This is a genomic window from Labrys monachus (genome assembly GCF_030814655.1).
Lineage (GTDB): Bacteria > Pseudomonadota > Alphaproteobacteria > Rhizobiales > Labraceae > Labrys > Labrys monacha.
The window spans coordinates 5,412,301-5,438,004 of record NZ_JAUSVK010000001.1 but is presented as its reverse complement, the minus strand read 5'-3'; the positions used below and the strand labels follow the sequence as shown (position 1 = coordinate 5,438,004).

At 61.9% G+C, this 25,704-nt stretch carries 36 protein-coding genes and 1 tRNA gene; 29 read left to right on the top strand and 8 right to left on the bottom strand.

Going from position 1 to position 25,704, the window contains the following annotated elements; genetic code table 11:
• Positions 1 to 190 precede the first annotated feature (190 nt).
• Positions 191 to 682 carry a hypothetical protein gene (locus J3R73_RS24895; RefSeq protein WP_307433672.1) on the bottom strand — a complete coding sequence of 164 codons (492 nt, stop codon included), beginning with the start codon at positions 680 to 682 and terminating at the stop codon, positions 191 to 193.
• A 626-nt stretch (positions 683 to 1,308) separates the two neighbouring features.
• Here J3R73_RS24895 and J3R73_RS24890 point away from each other — a divergent pair.
• A complete protein-coding gene (locus tag J3R73_RS24890; protein WP_307433671.1) occupies positions 1,309 to 1,467 on the top strand; it encodes a hypothetical protein in 159 nt (52 codons plus the stop codon).
• 93 nt (positions 1,468 to 1,560) lie between these two features.
• On the opposite strand, the gene J3R73_RS24885 is transcribed toward J3R73_RS24890, so the two are convergent.
• Positions 1,561 to 1,797 carry a ribbon-helix-helix domain-containing protein gene (locus J3R73_RS24885; RefSeq protein WP_307433667.1) on the bottom strand — a complete coding sequence of 79 codons (237 nt, stop codon included), beginning with the start codon at positions 1,795 to 1,797 and terminating at the stop codon, positions 1,561 to 1,563.
• Between the two features lie 86 nt (positions 1,798 to 1,883).
• Positions 1,884 to 2,099 (bottom strand): ribbon-helix-helix domain-containing protein, encoded by a 216-nt coding sequence (locus tag J3R73_RS24880; RefSeq protein ID WP_307433665.1) that lies wholly within the window; start codon positions 2,097 to 2,099, stop codon positions 1,884 to 1,886.
• A 627-nt stretch (positions 2,100 to 2,726) separates the two neighbouring features.
• On the opposite strand from J3R73_RS24880, the gene J3R73_RS24875 reads away from it, so the two are divergent.
• From J3R73_RS24875 to J3R73_RS31585, 20 genes are all read left to right on the top strand, one after another.
• Positions 2,727 to 4,052, top strand: a complete 1,326-nt coding sequence (locus J3R73_RS24875; RefSeq protein WP_307433663.1) for a tyrosine-type recombinase/integrase — start codon at positions 2,727 to 2,729, stop codon at positions 4,050 to 4,052.
• A complete protein-coding gene (locus J3R73_RS24870) occupies positions 4,042 to 4,755 on the top strand; it encodes a hypothetical protein (protein WP_307433662.1) in 714 nt (237 codons plus the stop codon). Before J3R73_RS24875 ends, J3R73_RS24870 begins: the two co-directional genes overlap by 11 nt.
• 122 nt (positions 4,756 to 4,877) lie before the next feature.
• The gene (locus J3R73_RS24865) at positions 4,878 to 5,108 is read left to right on the top strand and encodes a hypothetical protein (protein WP_307433660.1); all 231 of its coding nucleotides are present in this window, start codon (positions 4,878 to 4,880) and stop codon (positions 5,106 to 5,108) included.
• A gap of 1 nt (position 5,109) precedes the next feature.
• A complete protein-coding gene (locus tag J3R73_RS24860) occupies positions 5,110 to 5,319 on the top strand; it encodes a hypothetical protein (protein ID WP_307433658.1) in 210 nt (69 codons plus the stop codon).
• The gene (locus J3R73_RS24855; RefSeq protein WP_307433655.1) at positions 5,312 to 5,557 is read left to right on the top strand and encodes a transcriptional coactivator p15/PC4 family protein; all 246 of its coding nucleotides are present in this window, start codon (positions 5,312 to 5,314) and stop codon (positions 5,555 to 5,557) included. Before J3R73_RS24860 ends, J3R73_RS24855 begins: the two co-directional genes overlap by 8 nt.
• Positions 5,550 to 5,876, top strand: coding sequence for a CHC2 zinc finger domain-containing protein (locus J3R73_RS24850; RefSeq protein WP_307433653.1), 327 nt, complete (start codon positions 5,550 to 5,552; stop codon positions 5,874 to 5,876). Before J3R73_RS24855 ends, J3R73_RS24850 begins: the two co-directional genes overlap by 8 nt.
• Positions 5,873 to 6,235: a hypothetical protein gene (locus tag J3R73_RS24845; RefSeq protein ID WP_307433651.1), complete on the top strand. Its 363-nt coding sequence runs from the start codon at positions 5,873 to 5,875 to the stop codon at positions 6,233 to 6,235. Before J3R73_RS24850 ends, J3R73_RS24845 begins: the two co-directional genes overlap by 4 nt.
• Positions 6,232 to 6,780: a hypothetical protein gene (locus tag J3R73_RS24840; RefSeq protein ID WP_307433649.1), complete on the top strand. Its 549-nt coding sequence runs from the start codon at positions 6,232 to 6,234 to the stop codon at positions 6,778 to 6,780. The genes J3R73_RS24845 and J3R73_RS24840 overlap by 4 nt, the downstream gene beginning before the upstream one ends.
• On the top strand, positions 6,777 to 7,898 hold the full coding sequence (locus J3R73_RS24835; RefSeq protein ID WP_307433647.1) for an AAA family ATPase: 1,122 nt from the start codon (positions 6,777 to 6,779) through the stop codon (positions 7,896 to 7,898). The genes J3R73_RS24840 and J3R73_RS24835 overlap by 4 nt, the downstream gene beginning before the upstream one ends.
• 351 nt (positions 7,899 to 8,249) lie before the next feature.
• A complete protein-coding gene (locus J3R73_RS24830; RefSeq protein ID WP_307433645.1) occupies positions 8,250 to 9,008 on the top strand; it encodes a recombinase family protein in 759 nt (252 codons plus the stop codon).
• A 100-nt stretch (positions 9,009 to 9,108) separates the two neighbouring features.
• The gene (locus tag J3R73_RS24825) at positions 9,109 to 9,753 is read left to right on the top strand and encodes a hypothetical protein (RefSeq protein ID WP_307433643.1); all 645 of its coding nucleotides are present in this window, start codon (positions 9,109 to 9,111) and stop codon (positions 9,751 to 9,753) included.
• Positions 9,737 to 11,068, top strand: a complete 1,332-nt coding sequence (locus J3R73_RS24820) for a DNA-packaging protein (RefSeq protein WP_307433641.1) — start codon at positions 9,737 to 9,739, stop codon at positions 11,066 to 11,068. The genes J3R73_RS24825 and J3R73_RS24820 overlap by 17 nt, the downstream gene beginning before the upstream one ends.
• Positions 11,069 to 11,095: 27 nt before the next feature.
• Positions 11,096 to 11,683, top strand: a complete 588-nt coding sequence (locus J3R73_RS24815) for a hypothetical protein (RefSeq protein WP_307433639.1) — start codon at positions 11,096 to 11,098, stop codon at positions 11,681 to 11,683.
• Between the two features lie 11 nt (positions 11,684 to 11,694).
• Positions 11,695 to 12,351 (top strand): hypothetical protein, encoded by a 657-nt coding sequence (locus tag J3R73_RS24810; RefSeq protein WP_307433637.1) that lies wholly within the window; start codon positions 11,695 to 11,697, stop codon positions 12,349 to 12,351.
• Positions 12,352 to 12,354: 3 nt separating this feature from the next.
• Positions 12,355 to 12,570: a hypothetical protein gene (locus tag J3R73_RS24805; protein WP_307433634.1), complete on the top strand. Its 216-nt coding sequence runs from the start codon at positions 12,355 to 12,357 to the stop codon at positions 12,568 to 12,570.
• Positions 12,571 to 13,039: 469 nt separating this feature from the next.
• A complete protein-coding gene (locus J3R73_RS24800; RefSeq protein WP_307433633.1) occupies positions 13,040 to 13,279 on the top strand; it encodes a hypothetical protein in 240 nt (79 codons plus the stop codon).
• Between the two features lie 17 nt (positions 13,280 to 13,296).
• A complete protein-coding gene (locus J3R73_RS24795) occupies positions 13,297 to 14,157 on the top strand; it encodes a baseplate hub protein (RefSeq protein ID WP_307433631.1) in 861 nt (286 codons plus the stop codon).
• A gap of 185 nt (positions 14,158 to 14,342) precedes the next feature.
• A complete protein-coding gene (locus tag J3R73_RS24790; RefSeq protein ID WP_307433629.1) occupies positions 14,343 to 14,627 on the top strand; it encodes a BrnT family toxin in 285 nt (94 codons plus the stop codon).
• Positions 14,593 to 14,934 carry a BrnA antitoxin family protein gene (locus tag J3R73_RS24785; protein WP_307433627.1) on the top strand — a complete coding sequence of 114 codons (342 nt, stop codon included), beginning with the start codon at positions 14,593 to 14,595 and terminating at the stop codon, positions 14,932 to 14,934. The genes J3R73_RS24790 and J3R73_RS24785 overlap by 35 nt, the downstream gene beginning before the upstream one ends.
• Positions 14,935 to 15,015: 81 nt before the next feature.
• Positions 15,016 to 15,282: a helix-turn-helix domain-containing protein gene (locus J3R73_RS31585; protein WP_370880000.1), complete on the top strand. Its 267-nt coding sequence runs from the start codon at positions 15,016 to 15,018 to the stop codon at positions 15,280 to 15,282.
• Between the two features lie 328 nt (positions 15,283 to 15,610).
• Here J3R73_RS31585 and J3R73_RS24780 read toward each other — a convergent pair whose 3' ends face one another.
• On the bottom strand, positions 15,611 to 15,964 hold the full coding sequence (locus J3R73_RS24780; RefSeq protein WP_307433625.1) for a hypothetical protein: 354 nt from the start codon (positions 15,962 to 15,964) through the stop codon (positions 15,611 to 15,613).
• A 112-nt stretch (positions 15,965 to 16,076) separates the two neighbouring features.
• Positions 16,077 to 16,352, bottom strand: coding sequence for a hypothetical protein (locus J3R73_RS24775; RefSeq protein ID WP_307433623.1), 276 nt, complete (start codon positions 16,350 to 16,352; stop codon positions 16,077 to 16,079).
• 282 nt (positions 16,353 to 16,634) lie between these two features.
• Here J3R73_RS24775 and J3R73_RS24770 point away from each other — a divergent pair, with 282 nt between their 5' ends.
• The 4 genes from J3R73_RS24770 to J3R73_RS24755 all read left to right on the top strand — a co-directional run bounded on the left by J3R73_RS24770 (position 16,635) and on the right by J3R73_RS24755 (position 18,093).
• A complete protein-coding gene (locus tag J3R73_RS24770) occupies positions 16,635 to 17,201 on the top strand; it encodes a hypothetical protein (protein WP_307433621.1) in 567 nt (188 codons plus the stop codon).
• A complete protein-coding gene (locus J3R73_RS24765; RefSeq protein ID WP_307433619.1) occupies positions 17,198 to 17,548 on the top strand; it encodes a hypothetical protein in 351 nt (116 codons plus the stop codon). The genes J3R73_RS24770 and J3R73_RS24765 overlap by 4 nt, the downstream gene beginning before the upstream one ends.
• On the top strand, positions 17,545 to 17,820 hold the full coding sequence (locus tag J3R73_RS24760) for a hypothetical protein (RefSeq protein ID WP_307433617.1): 276 nt from the start codon (positions 17,545 to 17,547) through the stop codon (positions 17,818 to 17,820). The genes J3R73_RS24765 and J3R73_RS24760 overlap by 4 nt, the downstream gene beginning before the upstream one ends.
• 66 nt (positions 17,821 to 17,886) lie before the next feature.
• A complete protein-coding gene (locus tag J3R73_RS24755; protein WP_307433615.1) occupies positions 17,887 to 18,093 on the top strand; it encodes a hypothetical protein in 207 nt (68 codons plus the stop codon).
• A gap of 260 nt (positions 18,094 to 18,353) precedes the next feature.
• On the opposite strand, the gene J3R73_RS24750 is transcribed toward J3R73_RS24755, so the two are convergent.
• A tRNA-Lys gene (locus J3R73_RS24750) sits at positions 18,354 to 18,429 on the bottom strand.
• A 169-nt stretch (positions 18,430 to 18,598) separates the two neighbouring features.
• Here J3R73_RS24750 and J3R73_RS24745 point away from each other — a divergent pair.
• Positions 18,599 to 20,914 carry a xanthine dehydrogenase family protein molybdopterin-binding subunit gene (locus J3R73_RS24745; protein ID WP_307433612.1) on the top strand — a complete coding sequence of 772 codons (2,316 nt, stop codon included), beginning with the start codon at positions 18,599 to 18,601 and terminating at the stop codon, positions 20,912 to 20,914.
• A 113-nt stretch (positions 20,915 to 21,027) separates the two neighbouring features.
• Positions 21,028 to 21,639, top strand: coding sequence for a helix-turn-helix domain-containing protein (locus tag J3R73_RS24740; protein ID WP_307433610.1), 612 nt, complete (start codon positions 21,028 to 21,030; stop codon positions 21,637 to 21,639).
• A gap of 144 nt (positions 21,640 to 21,783) precedes the next feature.
• Here the strand turns inward: J3R73_RS24740 and J3R73_RS24735 are convergent, their stop codons facing one another.
• Positions 21,784 to 22,632, bottom strand: a complete 849-nt coding sequence (locus J3R73_RS24735; RefSeq protein WP_307433608.1) for a fumarylacetoacetate hydrolase family protein — start codon at positions 22,630 to 22,632, stop codon at positions 21,784 to 21,786.
• Between the two features lie 288 nt (positions 22,633 to 22,920).
• The gene (locus J3R73_RS24730; RefSeq protein WP_307433606.1) at positions 22,921 to 23,349 is read right to left on the bottom strand and encodes a DUF2852 domain-containing protein; all 429 of its coding nucleotides are present in this window, start codon (positions 23,347 to 23,349) and stop codon (positions 22,921 to 22,923) included.
• Positions 23,350 to 23,592: 243 nt separating this feature from the next.
• On the opposite strand from J3R73_RS24730, the gene J3R73_RS24725 reads away from it, so the two are divergent.
• Together J3R73_RS24725 and J3R73_RS24720 are read left to right on the top strand one after the other, a co-directional pair.
• Positions 23,593 to 24,408, top strand: coding sequence for a UDP-2,3-diacylglucosamine diphosphatase (locus tag J3R73_RS24725; RefSeq protein WP_307433604.1), 816 nt, complete (start codon positions 23,593 to 23,595; stop codon positions 24,406 to 24,408).
• Positions 24,405 to 25,484, top strand: coding sequence for a glycosyltransferase family 4 protein (locus tag J3R73_RS24720; protein WP_307433602.1), 1,080 nt, complete (start codon positions 24,405 to 24,407; stop codon positions 25,482 to 25,484). The genes J3R73_RS24725 and J3R73_RS24720 overlap by 4 nt, the downstream gene beginning before the upstream one ends.
• Positions 25,485 to 25,704 lie beyond the last annotated feature (220 nt).

Sequence of the window (25,704 nt, the reverse complement as noted above, 5' to 3'; positions counted from 1 at the left end):
AGTAAAATCATGCTGCGATGCACAATGATCGCACATAGCCGCTATGTGCAGGCTGAATGCGTCGCTTTGGCTCATCAGCGCCTATGCGAGGCTTCCGCGGGCGCCCCCCCACGTCCCGGGCACGGTATTTGGCGCCGCGCCCGGAGCGTCTGTTCACGTCATCCAACGCAAGGCATGCAGCCGAGGTCGATCAACCCTTCAGGTGCTTGTTGCACTCGCTCCAATAGCCGCCGCCCTTCTGGATCCACTTCAAGTTGCCGTTGCCGCCCGAGGTCTTGTTCGCATGCCATTGCTTGGCACAGGTCTTGATGCGCCCCTTGGCGGGCGTCAGTGTCGAGAACTCCGGCGCGATCGCTGTGGGGAACACGACGTTGGCCGAATCGACGGCGGCGGGCGCCGCGGGCTTCGCCGGCGTGGTCGAAGCGGCATTGGCCGGTGCGGTGGTGCTCGTGGTCGCCGGAGCCGTCGTGCTTGCCGGTGCCGAGGGAGCGGACGGCGCCGTCTCCGCGCCGCATTGAACCTTGCGGAATTCGCTCCAGGTCTGGCCGTTCAATGTGTTTGCCGTCTTCGCGGCTTGGTACTTCTCACCACACTCCTTCATGGTGAGCGCCTGTGCCGGCGCCGAGAAGGCAACGGCCCCCGCAACCAGAAATCCGGCACAAAGAATAACGGAACGAAGCATGTGTCTACTCCCTCTATTTCGACGGATGCGCCCGTCGCTGCCCCGCAACAGCGCCTCGGCAAGCCTATCCCTTCTTGCAGGCGGGATTGCGACGAGGGCGCAGCGCTCTCCACTGATAGTCCGAATCGGCCAAAGAAAAAAGCGCAACTTTTTGCCCAGGGACAGGATATTGTCTTTGCGATCGGCTTGTATAGTGCCGGAATTATCAGTGTTAATATCGAATATAGAGGAATTAGTTCCTATTTCAGGAGTATATTTTGCAAGGGGAGTGATGTCGTTCCCCTTCCGTTCTGTATGTGCGCCGCCGGCGGCAACATCATGGCGATCTGCCCTGGATTGCGGACTGAAGATCAACGTTCGACGGTGAGGAGAGGTTCGATTTCGTCGTGTGAACATTTAGAGAACATTAGCGGCTATTTCGAGAAGCGGGGCGCGGGGCGGAGGGCGGCATGCCGGCCGTTCGAAAACAGCCGGGGGAAACAGGAATGCGAAGCGTGGCCGCCGGGCTTCCCCGCACGGACCCAGCCGGGCGGAAGGCAGGCGCCGCATGATAGGCATGCATATTCGATGCTACCCGGCCGAGCGAGGCTTCCTATATTGCGCTGCAGCAAGAAAGGAATTCCATCATGATCTTCGCGGGGCTCATCGCCAATCTTCGTGCCCGCTACAGGGCCTACAGTGCCTACCGGGCTCGCCTCGACGCCTACCAGATGCTGACCGACAAGGATCTCGCCGAGATCGGCTTTTGCCGGTCCGACATTCCGGACCTTGCGCGTCACGGCTGAGGCATTGCGCCGCATTCCCGAATGCTTCGGGGGTATCTTCGCCCCGCCGGCATGACGAATAGGGGGCGAGGGCGGGGGCCGGGCCCCCCTCGGTCAGGTTTCCGCTTTGGCGCGCCGGTTGCGGCGGGCGTGTTCCAGCACGAAGAGCCGGATGGCGGACGACAAATTGAAATGCGGACTGTCGACGCTTATGTCGGTGACCAGCCGGTAAGTAGTAATGTTCTTCTCGGCCGCAATCCTCTTGAGCTCTTCCCAGAACGCATTCTCAAGGGAGATGCTTGTGCTGCGTCCATCGATCTTCACTGATCGTTTGATAATGTTACTTTTCACGGCGGTGTCCTGCGCATCGATCTCTCCATGACAGCTATTGAAATACTTGAGAGAACGCTGTGCTGAATGACACAACCGGCTGCCGACTATTCCTTGCGGATGTTTTCCAACACGAAAACCCGGATCGCCGACGAAAGATTGTTCAAGCTTCGGTCCCGGTCGATGGCGGCGATGAGCTGGGTGGGCGTGGTGCCCCGGTCATCGGCAATCTCTTTCAAAGCTTCCCAGAAGCCTTCTTCGAGGGTGACGCTCGTATTGTGGCCGGAGATCACAACAGACCGTTTGACTATTTTGCTTCGCAAAGTGCCGCTCGCTGATGATTCGCGAATAGGGACAATCTACGCCCGTCAAAGTCGTATTGTAAGATATTACCGGCAGAGCCAATCAAAAAATCGGCATTGAGCGTGGAGATCGCCGATGGACGAGAAACGCCGAGGTCAGGACAGTGCCGCTGGATGGTTTTCGCCCGATTCACTTGTACCGAACGCGTGTCGGCAAGAAGCGGCCCGTGATGGCGTGTGATGAACCGTGGGGAAGGGCCGCGCTGGAACTTTGAGCTGTTTGGAGCGACAGCTGCCAACCTGTCGCCAGGGCAGCTCAAACGGCAACAAACCGAGCAGCTGCGATCATCCGCTCCAAAATCGATATTCAATGAGATCGCCCCGCAGGGCTGGGCAGATACCGCCCTCAGCCCCGGGCTTTCCGATGGTGGGCGCACCAGGGCTCGAACCTGGGACCCGCTGATTAAGAGTTGCCGATTTGGAGGCGACACACACAGACACAACAGGACATCCTGAGCACAAAAACCCTATATATCTCATTGTTATGTCGGGTGATGTCTGCTAATGTCGTCGACATTGGGTAACACCAGAAGACACGGATATTCCGTTACCCTCGTGTTACCCGTATGTCAACGGACGGTCCGAGCCATGGGTAACAACCTCACGCAGGTGGCTATCGACAATCTTCGTCCAGGCCCCGCTCGTCGCGAGATACCGGACGGAAAGGTGAGGGGGCTCTATCTGGTCGTTCAGCCCGCCCGGCCCGATGGCGAGCGGCGCCTCAGCTGGGCATTCCGCTATAGAATCAACGGCAAGCCGGCGAAGTTCACGATCGGTCCCTACCTGGGCGACGGGCTTGGCCTCGCCGAGGCGAGAAAGAAGGCCGAGCGCCTGCGCGCCCAGGTGGCGGATGGCGTCGATCCAGCGTCGGAGAAGAAAGAGACCCGGAAGGCTGCCGAGGAAGCAGGGCGGGCGGAAAGGGACACCGTCGAGAAGATCGCTTCGTCATTCATCGACCGATACGCGAAGCCGAATACGCGGGAATCGAGTTGGCGTGAATATGAGCGGATCCTCAATCGGGAGGTTGTGCCGCTTTGGAAGAAGCGCAGCGTCCAGGACATTGCGAAGCGTGACGTCATCGATCTGCTCGATGGGATCGTTGATCGTGGCGCACCGGTTCAGGCCAACCGCGTCCTGGCCGTGGTTCGTAAGCTTTTCAACTGGTGCGTGGAGCGCGGCATTTTGCAGATCTCGCCTTGCGCGGGGCTCAAGGCGCCCACCGGCGAAACCAGCCGTGACCGCGTGCTGTCCGATATCGAACTCCGCCTTGTCTGGAACGCCGCGGAGGGGCAGGGCTGGCCCTTCGGACCTCTTGCGCAGTTGCTGCTCTTGACCGGTCAGCGCCGCGAGGAAGTCGCGGGAATGCAATGGTCCGAGGTCGACTTGGACAAGGCGCTGTGGACCATTCCGAAAGAGCGAGCCAAGAACGGCGTTGCTCACGAGGTGCCACTGTCAGCGCCGGCCGTAGAGATCTTACGGAAGCTGCCGAAAATCTCAGGCAAGAAAGGCGCCGTTTACGTCTTCACGACCACGGGGGAGACGCCCGTCTCCGGCTACGCGAAGGCGAAGCGCTCGCTGGACAAATCCATCCTGGAGGCGCTCCGCAGGTCCGCGGCCGATGCCGGGGGAAATGCTGACAAGATCGGCGAGCCGGAGCGCTGGACCTTCCACGACCTTCGCAGGACGATGGCATCCGGCATGGCTCGACTGGGCATAAACCTCCCTGTGATCGAAAAAATCCTCAACCACGTCTCCGGTTCGTTCGGGGGAATCGTAGGGGTTTATCAGCGGCATTCGTTTTCGGATGAGAAGCGGGCGGCGCTAGAGACCTGGGGGCGGTTCGTTGCGCAACTGGTGGCCGACACGCCGACGGCCAATGTGGTGCCGATAAGGGTGGCGCATCATGCTCAATAGGCTCGGCGCTCCGCAGCTTTTAAAGCAACTCGCGGAAACCCAACAACTTCAGGCAAACAAGACAGCTCAGCGTCTCATTGAACATCCAAAAATGACAAAAGTCTGGAGCTATCTGAAGGGACAAGGCGACCTCCAGGTGCGAGAGGATGCAAGGGCCTTTCAGACGCGCCTGGATGCGCTGGACGATCTCTATCGCCCGGCAATGCTGGAGGTGGAAACGCATGACTGTGACCTCGCGGAAATTGCCTGTGGATCCATTTTCTTGGCCGCATCGCTCGAAACGCAGATCAACAATCAACCGGTGATGGGAAATCTCATTCGGAAATCTACAGGGCAATGGCGAGAGGCCGCTCTTCAATGCACTTGGGCAGCCAACGATCCTATGGGCGGCCTAAGCAACGAAAAACTGAGAGATGCCCTGGTCATGGTAAGTGAATATTTCGATAATTTGGCAACTGAAGTCGAGGAGCATCAGTATTCTAACCCTTATTACATTGATAGAAGCGGAAAATCTCAAGCTGAGGATGGGATACGGGTTAAAGTTCTCTCCCTTAATAGATTCACCAGAGCTATCTATGGCTCATCCTATATGGGACAACTCGCGACTATTGTTTCGATATGCTGTGAAACCAGCGTCGAGGTAGACACCGTAAGAGGATGGATTCGAGGCAGTATCCGGCCGCGAGGCGAGGGCCGGGACTAAGAAATTTTCTAACTACCAGACCTGGCAATAAGTATTTTTACTACCGCCAGTCCCGGTGCCCAGATCATTTGTGCATGTTTGCTCCGTGAACAGCAGCATTCGCCGCTGTCAAGGAGCAAAAAATGAGTTTCCAAGCATCTGACGACGATGTGCTCTTGCCGACCGGTCAGGTCGCCAAGCGTTATCATCGTCATGTTCGTAGTATCGATCGGTGGCTCTCGAATTCCGAACTGGGATTTCCCGCGCCTGATATGCAGGTCAATGGTCGCCGGTTTTGGCGCCTTGCCACCTTGCGCCGATGGGAACTGGCTAGGGCGGTCCCCGCCGAAGCCGCGAAAGCGGAGGCGGCGTAGCATGCACACCACAAACGAAACCCGGCGCGAGGTTGCCGCCTCCGCCGGGCTGGTAGTCGAAAAGTTCAGCAACTCTTCAGTACCAGCCCACCACTCCGAAATCAACCGGATCGATGCCGCAGCGCGCAAGATTGCGGCGCGTTGCTCGATCCCCATCAGCATCATCATGGTTCACCTGATGGTCAACGCGGGAGGGGCATTCCATGGATAGTCCCGATCGCGTCGTCGCCCGCGTCCAGAAGAACAGTCGCGATTTCATCTGCATCATGATGCGGCACTTCAAAGGTGCCGATTTCATCGACCTGCGCTTGTTCACCGAGAATGGTGACCATGAGCAGATCGCAACGAAGACCGGCATCACGATCAAGCCTGAGCTTCTCGGCAAGGTGATCGAGGGGCTGCGCCAGGCTGAGGCGCTTGCCGTCGCGGAGGGCCTCATCAATGCCTGACAAGTTCCACGACGAGCCGGCCGACGCCGAAAGCCATGTGAAGTTCCTGGCCCGGAAGATCGTCGAAACCGTCAAGCCCTCGGACGTGATCAGCCGGGCGGTGCAGTTGCGCCAGCAGGGTCATGAATGGCGCGGCGCTTCCCCCTTTTCCGGGCAGGACAGCCTTTTCATCTCGGATGAGCACCGGTTCTATATCTGCACGGTGACGCTGAAGCAGGGCGACGTCATCCGCTGGACGATGGAGCAAGGCGAGCAGGCTTACGAGGAGGCCGTCCGCTATCTCGCCACCCGCTTCTTGGGCGTGAGGGCTCCGCTATGAGCGGCGGCCGCGCATCTCGCGACAAGGGCAATCGTGTCGAACGCGCCCTCGTCCGGCAACTCCAGGAAGCCGGCTTTGCCGCGGAGCGTGTCCCGCTCTCTGGTTCGGCCGGTGGATCGTATATCGGCGACATCACCGTGCCGCTTCTCGGCGTCGACCGCACCGTCGAGGCCAAGGCACGCGCTGATGGCTTCCGCGAGCTTTATCGCTGGCTGGAGGGGCGCGACATGCTCGTCGTCAAGGCGGATCGGCGCGAGCCCCTCGTTATCGTTCCGCTGCGCTTGGCGCTCGCGATCGGCGCCGCAGCTGAGAATGGGAAAAAAGCCGGGTCTCCTCGGGGGACGAGGGGGCCTTTGTGATCGTCTCCCATTCCGAACTCGTGGAATTGTTCTACCAGTCCGACCGCCTCGATCAGCGTCAACTCAACTGGCTCCGCGTTCGCGGAGTCGCGACGCAAGCATTGATCGAACCGGACCCCGTCCTTACGGCCCGTGTCGCATTCGACAGGGCCGGGACTTTCGACATCGTGACCAATGAGGAGGAGGGCGCCAGAGCCCTCCTTTTCCTGTGCTACGACACATCGGGCGTCGCCGCCGACATCACGGCCTGGAATCCACGCACGGACCGGCTGGCTCTTTGGCTCGGTGCCGTGGTCGGGCCCGGCGAAGACGAAATTCTGCGACCGCGGCTTGGTGCACCGTTACCCGTCTATCGTGATCCGCTGTGGTGGCTCCGCAACGACCGCCGGGGGATTGTCGTCGTCGATGCCAGGAAAGCCCGCGGCAAGCTTGCCGGCATCGCCATGCAGGCCGAAGACGCGGTCCACGCCGCCGAACTGCGCTGCATGCTCACTACGCCGAGCCCGCGAATCACTTGGCAGGCCAAGGCGGGAGCGGCTGCGTGAACGAGAGAAGCAGCAAAATGGGCAGACCACGCGCCATGCCGGATAATGGGATGTGGCGCGAGGAACAGCCCCCATCGCCGGCGCCCGGGCAGAAACCCGTCTCGGCAAAGCCTGCCGTCGAATTCAAATCGGCGGCAGCGTTCTGCGCGGAGTATACGCCGCTCTCCTATGCGATAGAGCCGATCGTGCGCTCATCCTCGCTATACACGCTCACAGCCAAGACCGGGGCGGGCAAGACTGCGTTCCTTGTCGTCGCTGCCCTGGCAATCGCGACCGGGCGACCGGACATTCTCGGCCTCGATGTCAACCGGGGTCGCGTCGCCTACCTCGCATTCGAGAACCCCGACGACGCCAGGATGCGGTTCAAAGTCGCCGCCTTTCTGTTGAATATCGATATCGACGAGTTGAGCGACGATCTCGTCATCCTCGATATGCGCGTGAAGCCGGAAGAGGTTGTCACGAAGCTCAACGCCATGGCGAAACAGCGGCCGTTCTCGCTTGTCTTGGTCGACACGCTCGCGGCCTTTTTCGACGGCGACAATATCAACGACAACGTGCAGGGGGGCGAGTTCATGCGCCGCGTGCGTCCCCTCACTCGCATCGATGGCCTCCCGTCCGTTGTCGTCGCCGCTCACCCTGTCAAAAACGCCGCCGAAGACAATCTTGTCCCCTATGGTGGTGGCGCCATCCTCAACGAAGTCGACGGCAATCTCTGCCTCGCCAAACAGCCCGAAAGCGGTCTTGTCACCCTGCATTGGCAAGGAAAGCTCCGCGGTCTCGAGTTCAAGCCTGCCTTCTTTCGCTTCGAAATTACCGGCAGCCCCGACGTGCTCGACGCCAAGGGCCGGCAGGTGCAGCTACCCACCATGCGCCCCAGTGCCGAAGAGTTCGCCGAAGAGAGACAGGCCGCCGAGATCGACATCAGTATCGCTTTGCTGAAGGCCATGCTTGCCGAGCCAGCCGGGACACAAGCCGCGTGGGGCGCCGCGATCGGCCGGACGAAATCCATCGTCAACCGAAAGCTCCAAACGCTGCAAAGGCAGAAGCTCGTCGAGTCCACCTTGGGAAAATGGACCATTACCGCCAAGGGAAAAGGCGCCTTGGTAGAGGCAAAATGAGGCGTTCGCACCCTGCGAACAAACCGCCCTTTTTGTTCGCACCGTTCGCAGCGAACGACAGGTGCGAACGAGACGGCGGTAAGTCATTGAAAACATTTGCGTTCGCATGCGAACAGAGATGCGAACAAATGCCCATTCTGTTTCGCGTTCGCACCCTTCCCCCCCCTTGGAAAGGGGAAGGTGCGAACAGAGGGTGGAACGATGGAGCGAAACGGCGTGCAGAAGACCATGAAGTCGGCGGGGCCGATGCCAGGATGTCGGCAGGAACCGGGCTGCATGTCCGGTAGGGATTGAGAAAAGACGTCGCATCGAAAACACGCAAGCGATGGCGGCTGAACAGGCGTCGCGAACATGAGTGAAAACAAGCACTTGCAAAATACGAACCGACGTACTAGATTTGCAGATGTCAGGTTGAAGGGCATCCGCATGAACATCGCCGTCGCATATCTCCGCGTTTCCACGGGCCGGCAGGGCAAGAGTGGGCTCGGCATCGAGGCGCAGCGGGACGCAATCCGCCGCTTCGCCGAGGCTGAGGGAATCGCTATCATCGGCGAGCATATGGAGGTTGAGAGCGGCAAGGGAACGGACGCGCTCGATCGCCGGCCGCAACTCGCCGCCGCGCTCGCCGCTGCCAAGCGATCGAAGTGCCCCATCATCGTCGCGAAGCTGGATCGCCTGTCCCGCGACGTCGCCTTTATCGCTGGTCTGATGGCGCAGAAAACGCCCTTTATCGTGGCCGAACTGGGCGCCGATGCCGATCCCTTCATGCTGCATCTCTATGCCGCCCTGGCACAGAAAGAGCGCGCCATGATCTCGGAACGCACCAAGGCGGCCCTGGCAGCCCGCAAGGCGCAGGGCAAGCGCCTGGGCACTCATGGTAGCGCAGAGACGGCAGCAGCCGCCCGAGCAAGCCTCAGCGCCGATGCAAACGCCTTTGCAGACGAGATGCTGCCCATGATCCAGGGTATCCAGGCATCGGGCGTTACGAGCTTTGAAGGCATCGCCGCGGTGCTCAACACGCGCGGCGTTCACACTCGCCGGGGCGGTGCTTGGCACGCAACCACGGTGCGCAACCTGCTTCTTCGAAAGACTGTTAAGACAGCCTCTTGAATCGCGACGAATTATCGCGTAACTATTAAGTGCCACTTCACAATGGCTTGCCGTAGGCGCTTTGGCGCGCGGGCTCATCTCCACGCAGATAAGTCGCGCAATGCCGAAGAAGCTTCCCCACCCCCGTCTGACAGCCAACAAGGCCCGGTGCACCGTCTGTGCGCATCCGGATCGCGTGCTGATCGAGATGGCGCGCATCAGCGGCGTGAGTCTCGATAACATCGCCGCGAAGTACAGCATTGGCCGTGATGCCGTGTGGCGACACATGGAGCATCTGCCGCCGGACCGGCGCGCCATGCTGATCGCAGACGTGCCCATGCAGGATCTCGTCGAGAAGGCCGCTGCGGAGGGCGTGGGGCTGCTCGACTATCTCGCCATCATCCGGAGCACTCTGATATCGCAGATGCTCGCTGCGGCAGCCTGCAACGACCGCAACGCCACAGCGAACCTTGCCGGCCGGGCGACGGAGGTGCTGCGCGAGATAGGCAAGCTCACCGGCGAACTGATGGAGAGCGCCCGCTCTATTACGACGATCAACAACAACGTGACGCAGAACGCCGTCACGCTGATGGCGTCGCCGCTCTTCGGCCAACTTGAAACCATGCTCATGCGCGAACTGGCACCCTATCCGGAAGCCATGCGCGCCGTCGTGGCAGGCCTGATGAAGCTTCAGGATATTCCCGTTCCGCAGATTGATGGCATCGCCCTCCCGGCAGCGGAGGCCTATCATGCAGACGCAGCGTGATGGCGCGCTCTTCGGCAGGCTGGCCGATGTGCTCGGCAACTCCTGGCGCATGAAAGCCCGGCCGGAGCAGATTGCGCCCCCTGGCGATTGGGCCGTATGGGCGCTTGTCGCCGGCCGCGGGTTCGGCAAAACCAGGACCGGCGCCGAGTGGGTGCAAGAGCAAGTGCTGATGGGCGCCGCGACCCGCATAGCGCTTGTCGCCCCCACGGCAGCCGATGCCCGCGACGTCATGGTCGAAGGCGAAAGCGGGCTGCTCGCCATCGCTCCGAAGGGCATGCGTCCCGAATACGAGCCTTCCCGTCGCCGCCTGACATGGCCGAACGGCGTCATTGCGACGACCTACTCGGCAGACGAGCCGGAACGGCTCCGCGGGCCGCAGTTCGATGCGGCATGGTGCGACGAGGTTGGATCCTGGCGATACCTCGCGGCCTGGGACATGCTTCAGTTCGGCTTGCGTTTGGGAGACCGGCCTCGGGCCGTGGTGACGACGACGCCGAAACCGAACCGTCTGCTTCGCGAACTGATGAAGCGGGCGGGCGAAGATGTCGTGATCACGCGGGGCAAGACGCGGGACAATGCGGCGAACCTCGCCGCCGGCTTCATGAAGGTCATTACCGATCGGTATGCAGGAACTCGCCTTGGACGGCAGGAACTCGATGGCGAGTTGCTGGACGACGTGCCGAACTGTCTATGGCCGTTCGAAGTGCTGGAGCGCTGCCGGGTCGACAAGACGCCGCAGCTTATTCGGGTTGTGGTGGCCGTCGACCCGAGCGGCTCCAACGGTGAAGACGGGGGAGATGCGCAGGGCATCGTGGTAGCCGGCAAGGGTGACGATGGAAAAGCCTACATCCTGGCCGACCGCACCGTGAAACTGTCGCCGGACGGTTGGGGCAAGGCCGTAATCGCGGCCTTCGACCAGTACAAGGCCGACAAGATCGTCGTCGAGAAGAACTACGGCGGCGAGATGTGCCAGCACGTCATCCAGACCGCCCGCAAGAGCGCGCCGATCAAGCTCATAACGGCGACGAGAGGCAAGGCTGTCCGGGCCGAACCCGTGGCCGCTCTCTACGAACAGGGCAAGGTGCATCACGTCGTGCCCATCGGGAGCTTCGATAATCCCCTCGCCGATCTCGAAGAGGAAATGCGCCTCACGAATACGAGCGGATACCAAGGCCCCGGCTCACCGAACCGCATGGACGCACTCGTCTGGGCACTCACCGAACTCATGTTCGGCGGACACGGCCCAATGATCATTTCCGACAAACTCCTCGAACTGTCCCGGATGCCCCCCGCATGGCGGCGAGCCGCCGGCTGAAAACAATCACCCAGAAAGGAACGACAAGTGAAAACCTCTGCCCACAACCCCTATCTCAACGGCCATCCCGAAAAGCTGCTGACGAACTACCAGCTCGGCAACTGGCATGCTTGGCTCGACAGGAATGTCGAGCGGCAGCCTGTCGGCGCCATGGACGGCGCCCTTCGCCTGCGGCCTGGAACTCGGCAGTCGCCCGCTCTCTCCGATCTCGCTCCCGGCGGTCGTCACGACTACCTGCGCGGCAGGATGGCGCGAGACGAGGCGCCCGAAGCCAAGCCGGCGCGCAACCCCATGGCGATCATGCGTGCCCTGGCGAAGAAGTGCACCCCGGAAGAATGGGCGGACCTGCACGGGATGTTGCGCGGCGCCGGCGGCGAGGAAGATCCGGACCAGGCCGATGATGACATGCCGGAGAACGCCACGCAGAAGCCGCGGGTCGAAGCGATGGACAGCGCCCGGCGCCTGGCCTTCGATGCGATGTTCCCGAATGCCGGCAAGGTTCGATCCGTCGACACCTACGGGCAGCAGCCCAAGCGCCCGCCGGCTCCGACGCAGGCCGGAGTCGACAGCTTCAATGCGATGTTTCCGGGCGCTTCCCGGATCAAGCGCGGCTGAGGGAGGCACTCATGGCAATCGGGAGCTATCTCAAGCTGGCAGCCGGCGGCAAGGGCAAGGAACCGGGTTCGAGTGACGCGCGCCAGAAGCTCGCCGAGACCATCGGCAGGAAGAAGGGCGTTCACGAAAAGATCGCTTCCTATCGTGCCCGTGCCGAAGATCTCATGGAAAGGAAATGGCGCGCGGAGGAGGCCGTCGAGGCGGCCCGCGTCCAGCTCGATACGACGAAGGTCGAACGAACCGCGCATGTGATCGACCCGGCGAACCCGGCGCCGAAGATGACGATTCGTGAAGCGGCGGACGCACTCGGCGAGGCGGAGGAAGCCGTCGAGATGCTCGCCAACGCCCGGCGCCAGGCGCTCGACGAAATCGCCACCATGGAACGGGAAATCCCCTTCATCAACATGGCGATGGCGAGCGCCGTGCCTGAAGTGCTGGCCGAATCCAAAGCGGTCCGCAGCATTTGCGAGCGGACGATCCGGGCCCGGCAGGAAGAGGCAGACCTGCATGAAGCCGTGGCCTTCCTGTTCGGAAGGAATGCCGTTCCTGCCGACCTGAAAGAGCAACTCAGCCGCGATCCCAAGGCGCAAGGATCGATCGGTGCGACGTGGCGGGCCGCTTTCGAGGCGCTTTCGAACGACGCCAATGCGCCGCTTCCGGAGGCTTGAGCGATGCCGAATATCACCCCCATCCAGGGCAACACCCGCGTCATCTTCAGCGCGGCCGAACTCAACACCCTATTGATCGATGCCGCAGCCGCGGCCATCGGACAGTCGATCGGGACCGCCAACGTCTATGTCGTGAACTCCGATGGCGAGCCGCTCCAATCGCCGCAGGTGATCCAATCCGCTCGCGTTATCGCGATCGGCGTAACACCGGAAAGTTGAGCGAAATGCGCGAATGTCCGCCGCTGCTCAGGGATGTTCGCACACACCCCGCGCTTTGCAGCCATGTCAGCCGCGGGGCGGACCAGCCGGCAGGTGTCCGCAACAACAGCCAGCAGGCCGTCACGAGTAGTCCTTTTCTCGGGGGCGGCCATTCCCCTCTTTTTCATTCCGAACAGGATAGCCCGATGGGCGAAGCACCATGCAATACAGCCAAATACCGGTAAAGTTTCAGATCCCTTTCGCCGGAAATGCCGGCGGCGTCTACATCAATGCGATCCCGCAGGCATCGCAGCCCGGCGGCCGGGGAACGGCCAATGCCGGCATGGCGCCCGGATCAGGCGCGGGCGGTGCGCAGACGGTCGCCTCGACAAGCCTTGCGGGCGCTGCCGGCGCCGATGGGATGGTTCTCGTTCTCGAGTTCCCCTGACACAAAGACCCACTATTTCGACGACCAAACAGGAAATTTCGGATGTCTCAGATCAGAGAGCACGTGGCCGCAACCCTATCAGGGATCGATAACCAAATCGGATCGCTCTCGGGTAGCTTGGCGGAGGCAACAGCGGCAATCGACGCAGCGCGGCAAGCCGGTGATGAGAAGGCTATCGCCATCGCCGTTGGAAGCGCGGAAACGCTGGCCGAAGTTCTGGACAGCGCCAAGCGGCGGAAAGCTGCAATTCAGCGGCACCTCGTCGAGGCCGACAAGACCTAATAGATCGGATTTTTCACATGGCCTTCTCGCAAAAGCGGATCTCCATCCAGTTGCAACTTGCCAATGGCCAGTTCCATGGCGGCGGCAACACGGCGACGATAGAGGGGCTAAGGTGCTCTTGCCATATCGTAAATAAGGGGGGCGCCGATCAGAGTGATGCCACGGCTGCTATCTTTGGCCTGCCGCTCGATTTGATGAACCAGCTCAGCAATGTCGGCACCCAATACAACAGGGACTTTTTGAATACCGTCGTGATCCGAGCAGGCGACAGTTCCGGCATGGACACCGTCTATGAAGGGCAAATCTTCTCCGCCTTCGTCGACGCGATGTCGATGCCGCAGGTCTGCTTTCGCATTTCCGCCAAACCGAATATCTATGACCAGGTCAAGCCCGTCAAGCCGACCAGCATCAAAGGCAGCGCCGACGTCGCCGGCATGATGTCGAACCTCGCGAAGCAAATGGGGTTGGCCTTCGAGGGCAACGGCGTCAACGTCAAGCTCGCTAACCCCTACTACTACGGCTCGGCCTGGATGCAGGCGATGCAGATCGCCGAGCATGCCGGCATCGAGTGGATCGTCGACAAGGGCACACTCGCCATATCGATGCCCGGCAAGCCGCGGCAGGGCAGCACCCCGCTCATCTCCAAAGAGACGGGCTTAGTTGGATACCCAGCCTTCAACGAAACCGAAATCATCCTTCGCGCGCTGTACAATCCGGCCGTGAGATATGGGGGGGATATCGAGGTTAAAAGCGATCTGACGCCAGCCAATGGCAAATGGATCGTGAAATTGATTGAATATGATCTCGAATCCCAGATGCCCGGCGGAAGTTGGTTCATGACGATCATCGCTTATCCGATAGGCCCCACGACACCATAGGCCGCTTCTGGCGCCCGTACGCAGACGATCGAGCATTCGCCTGCTCGTATCATGACGTTTCGCTATGCTGATGCACCGCATGCCCTGCCGGCATTTCTCGCAACAAATCAATTTTTCGGCGTTACAACAATTGACGCCGCAATTAAATGGCGCTACAAATAATTATCGAACAGAGAGCGCCGATCTTGACCACTTTCGATCCCGCCAAGAACCGCAGCAATCTCGTCAAGCACGGCATCGAGCTTGCGGCGGCTGAAGGGTTCGAGTGGGAAACGGCGCTGATCGCGGAGGACCGCGGCGAGGCCCATGGCGAACAGCGTGAGCGCGCTATCGGCTTCATCGGCCCTCGCCTGTTCTTCTACGTCTACACGCTCCGCGGCGAGGAGGATCATGCGATCAGCCTCCGCGCCGCCGACAGGAAGGACAAGAAGCGCTATGAAGACCACATTCGCAAAACTTTCGGTCTCTGAAAAGGAAAAGTGGGCGAAGGCCCTCGCAAAGGCAGGGGCCTATGGCGAAGGGCTGACCGACGAGGAAGACGCGAAGCTGCACGCCGCGGCGCTCGCCGATCCGGACGCGCCACCCCTCCCGGACGACGCAAATCTCGTCACCTATCAGGAAGCTCGGCGCCGCGGCCGGCCGCGTGTGCCGAACCCGAAACGCCAGGTGACGATGCGCCTGGACGGCGACGTCATCGATCGCATGCGTGCCCTGGGCGACGGCTGGCAGGTCAAGGCGAATGCCGTGTTGAAGGATTGGCTCGAAAAAGTCGGCTGAGCCTGGCACAAGCGCGCGCGGCGGCGGCCTCTTGAAAGCCGCTAGCCCATAGGGCACGATCTCGGCCCGAGGATCAGACCGATGGACCCAAGACCTTACACACCTGAAACCCTTGCGGAGCGCTGGGGGTGCACGCCGAACCACGTTCGAGCTCTGATCAAGCGCGGCGAGCTTTGTGCCTTTCGTATCGGACCGCGTCTTCTCAGAATTCCAGTTGATGCGGTCAAGCAATTTGAAGAGAAAAACACGACACAGGCGGCTGTCAGCCGCCCCGCGAGCCTGCCACCCGACGAGCCTATTATCCTGACGCTTACGCCAGGCGCTTTGGCACTCTCAAAAAGCCGGTAGGCACATGCCGACGAACGTGAAAGCTGGCGACCTGTTCGGCGACCGTGGGCTTGCGGGCGGCTTCGAGGAGAGCCGTGCGATTATCGTCGAGGCCAGCCTCAACGGCTGCGGCTTTGGCTTCTGAGGAAAGGGATGCAACCTTCTCGGCCCGACGCGCATCTGGCTCGGAAATATTCAGCTCCCTTGCTGCCGCGCGCGTTCCACCTTCGTTGCCACGGCCTCCGGAAACTGCGTCAGCCCGACGCAGTTTCTGAATCTCGATCCAGCGCGCCACAGCGCGCCGAGGAAGGCGAACGCCCTGCCGCCGTAATCGTGGAGGCGAATGATCTTACGGCATTGGGCATCCGTTCTGGATATCGATCGCCGATGCCAACATTGTCATGGCAGACATATTATCGAGTTTTCCGTTACTACCTTCAGCAAAGCGCATGAAAAGAGCCTTCAGATTTTCGGTGCTTGGACGCCCCTCTGGAAGGCATATAACGGGCTTCCCTTCCTGTTTTAGTTCGATGAGACCATCCATCATCTGATTTAGAAAGCGCCCACAATCATCAAATAAAGCGTCAGGTCTTTGCGTTTCGCAAAGGTCTCGCATATTGGCGACGGTTGCGGGCTGATCATCAGCCGCCAATACCGCATTGGGGAGAAAAATAGCAGTAACTGCAACAAGAATGAACTTCATCGGCGCCTCCCCTTTCCTGCATCTTCGAAGGTGAAAAGATTGGAGTCAATCGTGCTTGAGAACTTTCTCGATCAGGCGGCGAATAGGACGGGATTTGAGAGGATGAAAAAAATCAGTTCGCGGCTCGCCCCGCTTTAATTTCGATGGTCCTATCGGGATGATCTGCGAGCTCTTGCAGAGCCACCAGAAGCGTTTCTAATGTCGCCATTATATACATCCGCTGAAGGCCCGCTTGCTCAATACCGACCACAGCGAAAGGGGAATCAATTTGAAGGACTCCCGCTTCAGATAATGACAATTTTATAGGCATATCAATAACATGAGACATAACTACCTTTCCTGAGGCCATCATGTCTCGCCACGGCTTGAGTGGATCGTCATTGCTCATTTGGCTAGGTAGCCTTTGTCACGAAGCCACTGAACAAGCACCTTCTCGACCAGGGATGCTGCAGACCGACTATCATCGGCGGCGGCCTTCTCCACTGCGGCCTTGACGTCATCGGAAACACGAACGGAGAGCGCTGAGGTCTTTGCCATGAGTGCCATTGTGTGCAGTTGACATGCAATTCAATGAGTGTATTATACATTCAGTTGCATACAAATGCAACGGGGCCAGACGGTGTTGGCGCACCGAAAGGCCCCTAACCAAAACCAACCCTGGAGATTGGCAATGGCTGTTCGCAGCAATAGCACACTTGTGCCTATTTCGTCCCAAGCCGCGCCACCGATGCCGGCTGGCGCCCGCGCTTTGCAAGCCCGCGTGCGCACCAATGTCCACGCCCTCGCGCTCACCGTCTCGCAAGGCGAGGTACATACCCTGCAGGACGGCATCCGCGAGGCCGTGCGCGCCCTTGCCCGCCTGCGCGGCAGCGACGATGCCTGCGTCCTCCGCCGGGCCGTGGGCAATGCTGTCGAGGAAATGATCCGACTGCTCGATGCGCTCGATATCGACCCGGATCTTGAAGAGGGCGGCGACGCCGAGCCATTCCTCGCGACAACGCATTTCGAGGACAGAAGCTCGGGTACCGAATGGCTGCATGCGCGCCGCTGCCGCGTCGACACGACCGATCGCGAGCTTGAAGATGAGCACGACGAGGACGGCGCCGATCGCGAGGAAGATCAGTCCGACCGCGAGCCCTCGCTCGGCTGGACCGAGAGCGGCGAGATCGGCGCGCCCTGTTGGGGTGAGGCCGACCTCGAACAAGAAGCCGACGCCGAAGAGGAGCACGCGATATGACCGCGATCCTTGACCGCAGGCGCCTGCTGAGTGGCCTTGCCGCTCTCCCGCTCATCGGAGGCGCCGTCACCCTCATAGGTCGGCCCACAGCCTCCGCAGCGCCGGTAACGCGGGATCTTCTCGACAGTTACAATGCGTGGCTCTTCTATGAGCGGCGTCTTCTCTGCGCGACGTTGAATCCGACCCATCTCGATGTCGTGGAAAGCGCCGTTCCCCTCTGCAATGAGGGCGCGCGCTTCCATGGCGAGGAATGGCCTAGGTGGCATCTCGGCGACACGACATCCGGCCCGATCGGTCGGGCCTCCATCGTGTTGAGCACGGTCGGTTGCGACTGGAGGCAGACATGAAAGCCGCCTCGATCGATCCGGCGATTGCTGCCGTCGACAGATACATGACGATACGGAAAGCTGTCGAAGATCAGGACCTCGATGAAGCGGCCTGGACACCCTTGCAAGCCCTTCTTTCCGAACAGGAAGAGGCACTTGCCAAGACCGTTCCCGCAACCCGCGCCGGCGCTGAGAAGATGGTCGAGGTCCTCCTCTTGGCGAACGATGCCTTCATCGGGTCCGAGACGGTCGGCATGTGCCTTCGCAGCTTGGCGGCAGCAGTGCCGATTTGAAGATCCCGCCCGGCCGGCGCAGCGCCGGCCGGGCCTCGTTCCTTCATCCGAAATCAGGATATCACCATGCTCTACCAAGAGATCATGAGCGCGACCGCGGGCAGGGAGACGGCCACGATCCGCGAAGCCTTTCGGCGCCTCATCGACTTTCCACACGAAGGCCCCATCCATGCCGCCGGCGCCGGTCCGCTTGTCGTCGCACTACGCGCCGTCTGCGAGGCGCTGGCGGGCGATGATGCTGTGAATGCCCGCAAGTGCCTGCGACGCGCTTGAGGCCCCTCGCGGCTCGTCCTACGCCAACGGCGCGGCCATCGCGACCGAACGCATCCAGGCTCTCGCCTTGCGCTTCAAGCGGCACTTCGATGCCAGTCGCCGGAATTCGGTTGATCGGGGCGCTTGCCAACCCAAGGGGAGGGTCTGCGGCGGGTAACGTTTGATACCCCGGCGTTACCCGTAGAAAGACGAGCTTCGGAGCGGCATAACCTGCTGCTTCGATTTTCTCGCCAACCCCTTGAAGGAATTGAGCTTTCCGATGGTGGGCGCACCAGGGCTCGAACCTGGGACCCGCTGATTAAGAGTCAGCTGCTCTACCAACTGAGCTATGCGCCCATCGGAAAAAATCAGAGCGCGGAGAGTTGCCGCGCTCGATGACGGCGATTTAGCAAAGCCCGCCGGCCCTGTCCAGCGGTCAATGTCGGATTTCTGCGGATTTTTGCAAACTCATTCAGGCGTGCTATCCCAGTGCGGATACTGTTCCAGTCATTGCCGGAGGTTCGTTATGCCGCCCACCAGATTTGGCGTCGGTCAACCCGTTCGCCGCAAGGAAGACCAAGCCTTCATTACCGGAGCGGGCAATTATGTGGACGACGAGACGCGGGCCGGCATTCTGCGGGCCTATGTGCTGCGTTCTCCGCATGCCCATGCGCGCTTCACCATCGGGAGTACGGCCGAGGCCGCCGCGATGCCGGGCGTGCGCCTGATTCTCACCGCTTCGGACCTCGGCGATCTCGGCGACATGCCGTGCCAGGCCCTGATGACCAATGCCGACGGCAGCGAACAGGATCAGCAACCCTATCCGTTGCTCGCCCGCGACGTCGTCCGGCATGTCGGCGATGCCGTCGCCTTCGTGGTCGCTGATTCGCTCGATCAGGCGAGGGATGCCGCCGAAACCATCGCGATCGATTACGAGCCGCTGGAAGCCATCATCGGCTCGGTTGCCGCGCTCGCACCGGATGCGCCGCTGGTCTGGCCGGAAAACGGCTCGAACCTCGCTTTCGATGCCCAGATCGGCGACCGGGCGGCGGTGGCCAAGGCCTTCGACGAGGCCGCTCGTGTCGTTTCGCTCGAAATCGTCAACAACCGGCTCGTCGCCAACTATATGGAGCCGCGCGGCTGCCTTGCCGAATGGGACGGGGCGCGGTTCACGCTGACCTTGGGCAGCCAGGGCGTCCACAGCATCCGCGATGCGCTCGCCGAATCGATCTTCAAGCTTCCTCCGGCCGACATCCATGTGAAGACGGGCGATGTCGGCGGCGGCTTTGGCACCAAGGCCTTCCTCTACCGCGAATATCCGCTCGCGATGGAAGCGGCTCGCCAGCTGGGCCTGCCGGTCAAATGGGCGGCGGACCGCAGCGAGCACTTCCTGGCCGATACCCAGGGCCGCGACAATGTCAGCCGCATCGACGCGGCTCTCGATGCCGATGCCAAGGTCCTGGCCGTGAAGATCGACATCATCGGTGACCTCGGCGCCTATCTGTCGCAGTTCGCGCCCTTCATTCCCTGGCTGGGCGCGCTGATGGCGACCGGTGCCTATGCCGTCGGCGCGATGGATGTCCGCGTCCGCGGCGTGTTCACCAATACGCTGCCGGTGGACGCCTATCGCGGCGCCGGCCGGCCGGAGGCGGCCTATCTGATCGAAAGGCTGATGGACGCCATCGCCTTCGAGACGGGCCTCGGGGTGGACACCGTCCGCGCCCGCAATTTCGTCAAGCCGGAGCAGATGCCGTTCAAGGCGCCGACCGGGCGCGTCTATGATTCCGGCGAATTCGAAGGCCATATGCGCCAGGCGATGCAGGTGGCCGGCTGGAGCGATTTCGAGACCCGCCGGCAGGCCGCCCAGAAGGCCGGCAAATATCGCGGCATCGGCATGTCGACCTATATCGAGGCCTGCGCCGACGGCCAGAAGGAAGATGCCACCGTCTCGCTCGAGCCGGACGGTACGGCCACGGTGCTGATCGGGACCCAGACCAACGGGCAGGGGCATATCACCGCCTATGCCCAGTTCGTCTCGCAATATCTCGATCTGCCGCTCGAGCGCATCAATGTGGTGCAGGGCGATTCGGACCGGATCAAGACTGGCGGCGGCACGGGCGGCTCGCGCTCCATCCCCGTCGGCGGCGCCTCGGTCGCCCGTGCGAGCCAGACGCTGGCGGAGCGGCTGAAGGCACTGGCGGCCGACGAGCTTGAAGCGGGCATCGGCGATCTCGAGATCGTCGATGGGCGCGTCCGCGTGGTCGGCACGGACCGGGCGATCGATTTCGTCGCGCTCGCCCGCCTGCCCAAGGCGACGCCCGATCTCCTGACGGCCGTGGAGGACTACCAGCCCAACGAGGCGACCTATCCGAACGGCACCCATATCTGCGAATTGGAGATCGATCCGGAGACCGGCGTCACCCATATCCTGGCCTATACGATCGTCGACGATTTCGGCAGGGTCGTGAATCCGCTTCTGCTCGAAGGGCAGGTGCATGGCGGCGTGGTGCAGGGAATCGGCCAGGCGCTGCTCGAGCGCACCGTCTATGCCGAGGACGGCCAGTTGCTGACCGCCTCCCTCACCGACTATGCCCTGCCGCGTGCCGACGACGTGCCGAGCTTCCACTTCGAGACGCGCAACGTGCCGAGCAAGACCAATCCCATCGGCGTGAAGGGAGCCGGCGAGGCCGGGACGATCGGCGCCTGTCCCGCCGTGATGAATGCTCTCATCGATGCGCTGCGCCGCAGCGTCGGCGTGACCAGGATCGATATGCCCGCAACCCCGGAAGTGGTGTGGCGTACGATCCAGGACGCGACGAGCCGCAAGATCGCGGCAGAATAACGCAGCGACGCGAGGGATCCATGACCGGCCAAAACGGATTTCCGTTTTGGCCGGTCATCTTGTATTGTCCGTCCTATCAAACGATCGTTCGTCATAAAAAACGAAGGTAGGGCATGAGCGGGGCTGACAGGCGGAGTGAAGTCGATGCCGGCGCGGTAGCGCTGTCAGGCCAGCTCGGCAAGACGATCCAGCGGCTGCGCAAGGCCTATAACCTGTCGCTATCGGAACTGGCCGAGCAGTCGGGCGTCGCCAAGTCCATCATCAGCCAGATCGAACGCAACGAGACCAATCCGACCCTGGCGACGATCTGGCGCCTTTCACAGGCCCTCGACGTCTCCATCGAGCGCGTTCTCGCCAGTGCCGACGATGAACCCTTCATCGAAAAGACAACCCGCGTCGACACGCCCGTGATCTTCTCCGAAGACGGCAAGTGCCGGCTCGCCGTGGTCGGCTGGCTGAAGACGGTCGAATGGCTGCAATGGTATGATTTCCAGGCCGAACCCGACGGCGTCCTCGAAAGCGAGGCGCATCAGCGCGGCTCGGTCGAATGCCTGTCGGTCCTGGAAGGCGAAGTCGAGGTCAAGGTCGCCGATGCGATCGAGAGGGCCGGGCCGGGGGAGACATTGCGCTATCGCTGCGACAGGCCCCACGCCATCCGCGTCGTCGGCGGCAAGCCCGCGCACGCCACCATGGTCTGCTTCATGAAGGCGGCGCTGATGGAGTAGGAGGCGGCTCGCCGACCTTGGCTGCAGCCGTCCTCGCCTGCCATCCGCCATCGGGCTCGGTGCCGTCCGAGCGCATAGGAATGGCCGCGCCCCGTTTGGCGATCATCGGGCCGGGGCCGGCCCGATGATCGACCGGGCGGAGCGTCAGGCGCTCCAGGCCACGGTGGTCTGCTTCTGGGTACCGAGCTTTTCGATCCCGAGCGTGATGACCTCGCCCGGCTTGAGATAGCGCGGTGGCTTCTTGCCCATGCCGACACCCGGCGGCGTGCCGGTGGTGATGACATCGCCCGGTTCGAGGATCATGAACTGCGAGATATAATGCACGATGTGGGCGACGCCGAAGATCATGGTCTTGGTCGAGCCGGTCTGCATGCGCTCGCCGTTGACGTCCAGCCACATGTCGAGGTCCTGTACGTCGTCGACTTCGTCCGTCGTCACCAGCCACGGACCGAGCGGGCCGAAGGTCGGGCAACCCTTGCCCTTCATCCACTGGCCCGTGCCTTCCGTCTGGTAGGCGCGCTCGGATACGTCGTTGCACACGGCGTAGCCGGCGACATAGGAAAGGGCATCCTTTTCCTCGACATAGGAGGCACGCTTGCCGATGACGATGGCGAGTTCGACCTCCCAGTCGGTCTTGAGCGACCCGCGGGGAATGACGACGTCGTCATTCGGCCCGACGACGCAGGAGGGCGCCTTGTTGAACAGCACCGGCTCCTTGGGGACCGGCAGGTTGCTTTCCGCCGCGTGGTCGGCATAATTCAGGCCGACGGCGATGAAGTTGCCGGGCTGGGCCACGCAGGAGCCGAGGCGCGGATTGCCGGCGACTTCGGGAAGCGAGGCAGGCGAAAGCGCCGCGATCCGAGCCAGCGATTCAGGGGACAGGGCTTCGCCCTCGAGATCGGCGATATGGGCCGACAAGTCGCGAATCTTGCCATCCGCATCGATGAGGCCGGGCTTTTCCGAGCCAGGCGTGCCGTAGCGTACCAGCTTCATAACAGGGTCCTTTGGGCCAGACGCGGCCCTTGCAGGGCCGTTCTTAGAACAGGTTGAGAAACAGCCAGGGAACCGAGGCTGCGTCGCGCGCAAGGCTTCGGTGTCGAGGCCGGCGGATCATGCCGATGGAAGGGCGGCGCCGCAAGACATGTCTGATGAATCTCGCCGATCCTCCCGCCGCTCGATGCTTGGCGCGGAGGCGTCCGGTGCCGGTTTTCGGCTCCGGGCAAAGAAAAACCCGCGCAACCGACGTTGCGCGGGGGACCGGTGTCCGCCAAGCCGTCGCGGTCAGGAGGGGAAGCCCTCCGTACCGCGGGCAGCGTTTCGATCGGCCATGAAGCGATCGAATTCTTCCTTGTCGCGAGCGCGGCGCAGATTGGCGACGAATTCGGCGAAGGCCCGGCTCTCTTCATCGAGACGCCGGCGCTCTTCCTCGAGGCGGCGCAGCGTCTCGCGGCGATAATCGTCGAAGGCCGCATTGCCTGTGCCCGACCAACCGCCGGCCCCGTTCCGGTCGCGCGCAAAGCCACCGAATTCGTGACGGGCGCGATCCCTGGCGCGCTCGAAGCCGTCGCGCAGCCTCTCACCCGGGAAGCGGCCGGCCCAGATGAAATAGATCAAAGCCGCGAGGCCGAGCGGCCACCAGATCAAGAACCCGGCCACCACTGCTGCGATATGCAGCGGGTGCCAAGGGCCCCTCGTCGAACAGGATGTCATCATCCTCTCCTTGCGTTAGTCCCAGCAGGATTGCAATTGGGAATGGCAAATCCCGGCTTCAAGAGGTGGAAAGAGGGGCATGTCCAATTTCATCTTTGCCAGGTATCCCGATACTGCGAGCAGGCCTTGGGCGGCCCGGCGCCCCGCCATGGGCTGAAAATACCGCTGACGGCCGAACTGTCACAAAAGAGTGGTCGGAATCGTGTTTGTGACGGTCGTTGTTGAAAGCGCGAGGACAGTGCCGTGAACAGCGATAGCGAAGGCACGCGCTATAGGGCGCTCTTTATTTCGGACGTTCATCTGGGCACGCGCGGGTGCCAGGCGGGCATGCTGCTCGATTTCCTGCGCTCCTATGATGCGGAGACGATCTACCTCGTCGGCGATATCGTCGACGGGTGGCAGCTGAAAAGCGGCTGGTACTGGCCGCAGAGCCACAACGACGTGGTGCAGAAGCTGCTGCGCAAGGCGCGCAAGGGCGCCCGCATGGTCTATGTGCCGGGCAACCATGACGAATTCCTCCGCGGCTTTCCCGGGCATCATTTCGGGGGCATCGAGGTGATCGAGCAGACGGTGCATGTCGCGGCGGACGGCAAGCGCTATCTGGTGATGCATGGCGATGCCTTCGACGTGGTGGTGCGCCATGCCAAGTGGCTGGCGTTCCTCGGCGACTGGGCCTATGTGACGGCCCTCGGCGTCAACACCTGGGTCAACGCGATCCGGCGGCGTCTCGGCCTGTCCTATTGGTCGCTCTCGGCCTGGGCCAAGCTCAAGGTCAAGAACGCCGTCAGCTTCATCGGGCATTTCGAGGAGACGCTGGCCAAGGAAGCCAAGCGCCTGGACTGCGACGGCGTGATCTGCGGCCATATCCATCATGCTTCGCTGCATGACCTGCACGGCGTGACCTACATCAATTCCGGCGACTGGGTCGAAAGCTGCACCGCCATCATCGAGCATTTCGACGGGCGGTTCGAGATCGTCCGCTGGAGCGACCTGGCGCGCGAGGCTGCCAGGCTCGACGCCGACAAGCCGAAGACATTGGTTCCGCAGCAGGCGGCATGAAGATCCTCATCGCCACCGATGCATGGCGACCCCAGGTGAACGGCGTCGTTCGCTCGCTCGAGCAGACTGCCGCCGCCGCCGCCCGTCTCGGCGTCGAGTTCCGCTTCCTGGCGCCCGACCGCTTCCTCTCGGTCCCCATGCCGTCCTATCCGGAAATCCGGCTGGCCATGCCGGGGCCCGGCTCCATCGAGAAGTATATCAACGCCGAGGCGCCGGATTTCATCCATATCGCCACCGAGGGGCCGATCGGCCACCTCACACGCCGGGCCTGTCTCAGGCGTGGCCGGCCGTTCACGACGAGCTACCATACCCGCTTTCCGGAATATCTCGCCGCCCGCGTGCCGGTGCCGCTCGATTGGAGCTATCGCTGGATCCGCAATTTCCACAATGCCGGCATCGGGGTGATGGTATCGACGCCGGCGTTGGAACGGGAACTGGCGGAGCGCGGCTTCAAGCGCCTCATGCGCTGGTCGCGCGGGGTCGATGCAGCGCTGTTCCGCCCGCGCCAGCAGCGCATCTTCGATCTTCCCGGCCCGATCTTCCTCTATGTCGGCCGCGTCTCGGTGGAAAAGAACATCGAGGCCTTCCTCGATCTGGACCTGCCGGGTTCGAAAGTGGTGGTCGGCACCGGGCCGGCGCTCGACATGCTGCGCGCCCGCTATCCCCGGGTGCTGTTCGCCGGCGTGAAAAGCGGCGAGGACCTGGCGCAGGCCTATGCCTCGGCCGATGTGTTCGTCTTCCCCAGCCTGACCGATACGTTCGGCATCGTGTTGCTGGAGGCCATGGCGAGCGGGCTGCCGGTCGCGGCCTTTCCGGTGACCGGCCCCATCGATGTGATCGGCGGCACCCGAGCCGGGGTTCTCGATCATGACCTCGGCAAAGCGGCGATCGCCTGCCTGTCCCTCGATCCCGCCGCATGTCGGGAGGAAGCGTTGAACTATTCCTGGGAGGCGTCGGCGCGCCAGTTCATCGGCAATGTGATGCAGGCGAGCGGGACCTCGACCGGCAGCAGGCCGGAGCCGCGGTTCCCTTCTCCGTCGGACGGAGAAACAGCGCGAATGGCTGCACAGGCCTGACCCATAGGCGCTAACTTTGCCGACAATAGCGCGATTTTCCTTCTCCCATGCGGGAGAAGGTGGCGCGAAGCGCCGGATGAGGGTCTGGACTTCTGCAATTCCAGCGCGACTATTGAGCTATCTGCGTTGACGTTTAGACCCTCATCCCCCTGCCGGGACCTTCTCCCGAACCGGGAGAAGGCGGGTCTTGCCCATATGTTAGCGCCTATGCAGGCCTGAC

Coding starts and splice junctions, on each gene's coding strand:
- J3R73_RS24820 (WP_307433641.1), top strand. CDS start 9,737: ATGCAGACGCAGCGTGATGGCGCGCTCTTCGGCAGGCTGGCCGATGTG.
- J3R73_RS24755 (WP_307433615.1), top strand. CDS start 17,887: ATGCTCTACCAAGAGATCATGAGCGCGACCGCGGGCAGGGAGACGGCC.
- J3R73_RS24805 (WP_307433634.1), top strand. CDS start 12,355: ATGCCGAATATCACCCCCATCCAGGGCAACACCCGCGTCATCTTCAGC.
- J3R73_RS24770 (WP_307433621.1), top strand. CDS start 16,635: ATGGCTGTTCGCAGCAATAGCACACTTGTGCCTATTTCGTCCCAAGCC.
- J3R73_RS24895 (WP_307433672.1), bottom strand. CDS start 682: ATGCTTCGTTCCGTTATTCTTTGTGCCGGATTTCTGGTTGCGGGGGCC.
- J3R73_RS24830 (WP_307433645.1), top strand. CDS start 8,250: ATGAGTGAAAACAAGCACTTGCAAAATACGAACCGACGTACTAGATTT.
- J3R73_RS24845 (WP_307433651.1), top strand. CDS start 5,873: ATGAGCGGCGGCCGCGCATCTCGCGACAAGGGCAATCGTGTCGAACGC.
- J3R73_RS24730 (WP_307433606.1), bottom strand. CDS start 23,349: ATGACATCCTGTTCGACGAGGGGCCCTTGGCACCCGCTGCATATCGCA.
- J3R73_RS24810 (WP_307433637.1), top strand. CDS start 11,695: ATGGCAATCGGGAGCTATCTCAAGCTGGCAGCCGGCGGCAAGGGCAAG.
- J3R73_RS24760 (WP_307433617.1), top strand. CDS start 17,545: ATGAAAGCCGCCTCGATCGATCCGGCGATTGCTGCCGTCGACAGATAC.
- J3R73_RS31585 (WP_370880000.1), top strand. CDS start 15,016: ATGGACCCAAGACCTTACACACCTGAAACCCTTGCGGAGCGCTGGGGG.
- J3R73_RS24780 (WP_307433625.1), bottom strand. CDS start 15,964: ATGAAGTTCATTCTTGTTGCAGTTACTGCTATTTTTCTCCCCAATGCG.
- J3R73_RS24855 (WP_307433655.1), top strand. CDS start 5,312: ATGGATAGTCCCGATCGCGTCGTCGCCCGCGTCCAGAAGAACAGTCGC.
- J3R73_RS24865 (WP_307433660.1), top strand. CDS start 4,878: ATGAGTTTCCAAGCATCTGACGACGATGTGCTCTTGCCGACCGGTCAG.
- J3R73_RS24870 (WP_307433662.1), top strand. CDS start 4,042: ATGCTCAATAGGCTCGGCGCTCCGCAGCTTTTAAAGCAACTCGCGGAA.
- J3R73_RS24785 (WP_307433627.1), top strand. CDS start 14,593: ATGAAGACCACATTCGCAAAACTTTCGGTCTCTGAAAAGGAAAAGTGG.
- J3R73_RS24740 (WP_307433610.1), top strand. CDS start 21,028: ATGAGCGGGGCTGACAGGCGGAGTGAAGTCGATGCCGGCGCGGTAGCG.
- J3R73_RS24775 (WP_307433623.1), bottom strand. CDS start 16,352: ATGAGCAATGACGATCCACTCAAGCCGTGGCGAGACATGATGGCCTCA.
- J3R73_RS24825 (WP_307433643.1), top strand. CDS start 9,109: ATGCCGAAGAAGCTTCCCCACCCCCGTCTGACAGCCAACAAGGCCCGG.
- J3R73_RS24735 (WP_307433608.1), bottom strand. CDS start 22,632: ATGAAGCTGGTACGCTACGGCACGCCTGGCTCGGAAAAGCCCGGCCTC.
- J3R73_RS24890 (WP_307433671.1), top strand. CDS start 1,309: ATGATCTTCGCGGGGCTCATCGCCAATCTTCGTGCCCGCTACAGGGCC.
- J3R73_RS24800 (WP_307433633.1), top strand. CDS start 13,040: ATGTCTCAGATCAGAGAGCACGTGGCCGCAACCCTATCAGGGATCGAT.
- J3R73_RS24720 (WP_307433602.1), top strand. CDS start 24,405: ATGAAGATCCTCATCGCCACCGATGCATGGCGACCCCAGGTGAACGGC.
- J3R73_RS24745 (WP_307433612.1), top strand. CDS start 18,599: ATGCCGCCCACCAGATTTGGCGTCGGTCAACCCGTTCGCCGCAAGGAA.
- J3R73_RS24795 (WP_307433631.1), top strand. CDS start 13,297: ATGGCCTTCTCGCAAAAGCGGATCTCCATCCAGTTGCAACTTGCCAAT.
- J3R73_RS24875 (WP_307433663.1), top strand. CDS start 2,727: ATGGGTAACAACCTCACGCAGGTGGCTATCGACAATCTTCGTCCAGGC.
- J3R73_RS24765 (WP_307433619.1), top strand. CDS start 17,198: ATGACCGCGATCCTTGACCGCAGGCGCCTGCTGAGTGGCCTTGCCGCT.
- J3R73_RS24850 (WP_307433653.1), top strand. CDS start 5,550: ATGCCTGACAAGTTCCACGACGAGCCGGCCGACGCCGAAAGCCATGTG.
- J3R73_RS24860 (WP_307433658.1), top strand. CDS start 5,110: ATGCACACCACAAACGAAACCCGGCGCGAGGTTGCCGCCTCCGCCGGG.